The 2,036-nt window shown below is 54.9% G+C and carries 1 protein-coding gene; it reads right to left on the reverse strand.

Translation table 11 applies throughout. From position 1 onward, the window contains the following. Window positions 1-2,036, reverse strand: a 2,036-nt coding sequence (locus BTJ49_RS15160) for a condensation domain-containing protein (RefSeq protein ID WP_146742388.1), incomplete at both ends; no start/stop codon positions are given.

Consider the following 2,036-nt stretch of genomic DNA (forward strand, 5'->3'; position numbering starts at 1 on the left):
GTGGGCGCGGGTAGTCGGTGGGTAAGTTAAGCAATGCTGGTATACCGGCCAGAGCTTGGCGCCAATAGTCAACTTGAGCCCTTAAACGTTTGCCGGTAAGCCATTGCCGTTGCCAAGCAGCGTAGTCCGGGTATTGGATCGCCAATGGGGGTAGCGGATTGGGACACTCTTGGCTGAAGGCGGCATACAGAGCATTTAGCTCACGAGTCAATACGCCCATGGACCAGCCATCGGAGACGATGTGATGCTGGGTGAGCACAAAGACATATTCCTGTTTAGCTATACGGATCAGGCAGGCACGAATCAGAGGGCCGTGTGCAAGGTCAAATGGCGAGAAAGCTTCTTCTTCGCACAACTTTTGGAGCTGTGTTTTAAGGTCGCTCGTGTCTCGCAAATCGAGTTCGCGCAGTGGAAGACAGGTTTCGAGCGATAATAATTCGACATGAGGCTCCCCCCCAGTTGAAACAAAGATGGTGCGTAGAGCTTCATGACGAGCCCAAAGCGCGTCGAGACTGCGACGCAACGCAGACACATCTAACGCCCCCTGTAGCTTCAGGATCAGAGGAATGTTGTAAGTGACACTGATGCTTGCCTCAAGCTCAACGAGGAACCATAGGCGTTGTTGGGCGAAAGACAGCGGAAGCACACGACCAGGTGCAATGGGCACGATAGTGTGTGGTGTCAGCACACCGAGATGATCCACGGTTTCGGAAATCGTTCGCGCCAGAGCGTCTAAAGTCGGATGGGCAAACAACGTTCCTAAAGGCAAATAAACACCGAGAGCATGTGGCAATCGGCCCAGCAGGCGTACGGCCATAAGCGAGTGGCCGCCCAGTTCGAAGAAGTTATCGTGACGCCCTACCCTCTGCACACCCAGCAGCTCTTCCCATATCCCAGCGAGTGCCTGCTCGATCTCGCCTTCAGGCTCCTCAAACACCACTCCGGCATGAGCACTCGTTTCCAATGTCAGTAGCGCGCTTCGGTCTATCTTCCCGTTTGACATCAACGGCAATGCGTCTAGCTGCACAATCTCCGTAGGCATCAACTGCATCACCGTCTGCGCCCTAATGTGCCCACGCAGTTCTTTCTCTAACTTCTCCTGAGCAGACTCGTCCTGCCCCCTCTGTTTCGAGACCACATATGCTATTAGCTCCTTTCTATCCTTCTCCTTTTCCCACGCGACCACCGCAGCGTCTTTAATGCCTTCATACGCCTTTAAGAGCTCCTCCAGCTCCTTCAGCTTTTCTCCAAACCGCCCCCTCTTCGTGCGTGCCTCAAAACTTCCCACATACTCAAGAAGGCCTCCCGGCCCCCAACGTCCCAGGTCCCCTGTCCGATACATCCGTGCCCCATGCTCCTGCGCATATGGATCAGTCAGGAACCGCTCGGCCGTCAGCCTAGGCTGGTTCAAATACCCCCGCGCCACACCGGCTCCGCCGATATATATCTCACCCACTACCCCCGAAGGCACCAGCTGGCACTGATCATCCAAAATGTAAATCCGCGTATTCGCGATCGGACGACCAATCAGAATATCCCGCCTCTCGGCCACTGCCGCGTTCTCATCCGTGGCTGCGAAAACCGTTGTCTCCATCGAGCCGTACGCATTAAAAAGTGTCACACCGCTTGCTTGCAGCTTCCCTACCAGTACTGCGTCAGGCATCTCTCCGACCAAAATAAGTGCCTTGACCACACTCAATGTCTCCGGATTGCTCAGTCTGCTCACGAGTGCCGACGGTAATGTGACGTGCGTGATCCCGTTATGAACCAAGTAAGTTGCTAGTTGATCCCCTTGCCACTGTGTATCGAACGGCAGATGTAACGCCGCTCCCACACTCAGAACCATTACGAGTTCCCAAATTCCCGCGTCAAACAACGGCGGAGCCAACTGCATGACATGGCTTTGCGCCGTCATGGCAAAAAGCTTGGGCTGCGTATGCGCCAGATTGACTATGCTGCCATGCTCAACCATGACGCCCTTGGGCGTACCGGTAGAGCCGGAGGTGTAGATGACATAGGCCAGGTGATGGGAGGTC

It is taken from the genome of Oleiagrimonas sp. MCCC 1A03011, from assembly GCF_003267965.1.
GTDB lineage: Bacteria > Pseudomonadota > Gammaproteobacteria > Xanthomonadales > Rhodanobacteraceae > Oleiagrimonas > Oleiagrimonas citrea.